This is a genomic window from Streptomyces sp. SID3343 (assembly GCF_009865215.1).
Taxonomy (GTDB): Bacteria; Actinomycetota; Actinomycetes; order Streptomycetales; family Streptomycetaceae; genus Embleya.
This window is the reverse complement of record NZ_WWJX01001223.1, coordinates 1-1,159: the sequence shown is the minus strand read 5'-3', so window position 1 is coordinate 1,159 and position 1,159 is coordinate 1. Positions and strand designations below refer to the sequence as shown.

The window sequence follows — 1,159 nt, the reverse complement described above, 5'->3', positions numbered from 1 at the left end:
GTGGGGGCTTCCTCGGCGGTGGCCTGGTACGGCTGCGAGCGCAGTGTCAGGCGGGCGAGTTCGCGCAGCGCCGCCCATCGGCCGGCGCGGGCCGCGGTGCGGACGGCGTGGCCGCCGCGACGGGTACGGACGTCGGCGCGGCCCCACGGCATGGAGGCCGGCGAGTCGCCGCTCGCTACCGCGATCAGGGCGCCGACGAGGTCGGTACCGCTCGCCGCGGCGTTGGCCGGTTCGGCGAGGTAGGGGCGTACGTCGATCCAGACCGGGCCGGCCTTCGGGGTGAGGATCGCGTCGAGGGACAGGCCGCCGTGCCAACCGAGGTGGCCGCCGAGCATCGCGACGTGTTCGCGGATCTCGGGAACGACGACGCTGCGCTTGACGGCTGCGCCGCTGACCCTCGCATACGCGTGTATCGCCACCAGTCGGCCGCGTTCGAAGACTGCCTGGGCCGAGACGGCCTGCCCTTCGGCGGGTTCCTGGACGAGTACGCCCGCGCCGTCCAGGAACAGACCCGCACGCTCCAACTCGTCGGCCAACAGCAGGAGTTGTTCGCGTCGGTCGATGCGGTGGGTGCCCAGCAGGGTCTTGACGTACAGGGGTGGGTCGGCGACCTGGCGCAGGCTCTCCGCGTCGTGGACGACCACGGTGCCGGCGGGTTGCGGCATCGCGAGTTCGGTGAGGGTGCCGGCGGCGGCGCCGCGGTCGGCGATCCGGCGCAGGGCCGCGAACGGGGGCACGGCAAGTCCGGTGGCGTGGTTGGTGATTCGGGTGGGCTCGCGGGCCAGTACGGCGACTTGGTCGTGGGTCGGGAGCAGGACGTCGTAGCTTTCTCGGCCGACGACCGTTTCGGCTTGGGTCAGCCAGGCCCAGGGGTCGGCGGCGAAGGGCGGGACCTCGTGGACCTCGGCGACACAGCGCGGGTAGCCCGAGGCCGGGCGGCGGCGCGGTGGGGCCAGGACGGCGACGTGATGCCCGTTGCGGCCTGCGGCCATGGCACATTGTCGCGGGGTCGCTCCGAGGCTGTCTGTCAGCAGCACGCGCACGGGGTCATCCTGGCACGGGGTTCGGGGCCGCATGGCCCTGGGGGGTTGTCGGGTGTGGGTTGGTTGCGGTTGTGGGTGGGTCGGGTTGGGATGTGTTCCCACCCGCACCACCCGTT

The 1,159-nt window shown here is 73.0% G+C and carries 1 protein-coding gene; it reads right to left on the bottom strand.

The features are described 5' to 3' along the window. On the bottom strand, positions 1–992 hold a 992-nt coding region (locus tag GT354_RS38505), incomplete at its 3' end, for a hypothetical protein (RefSeq protein ID WP_161361030.1). Positions 993–1,159 lie beyond the last annotated feature (167 nt).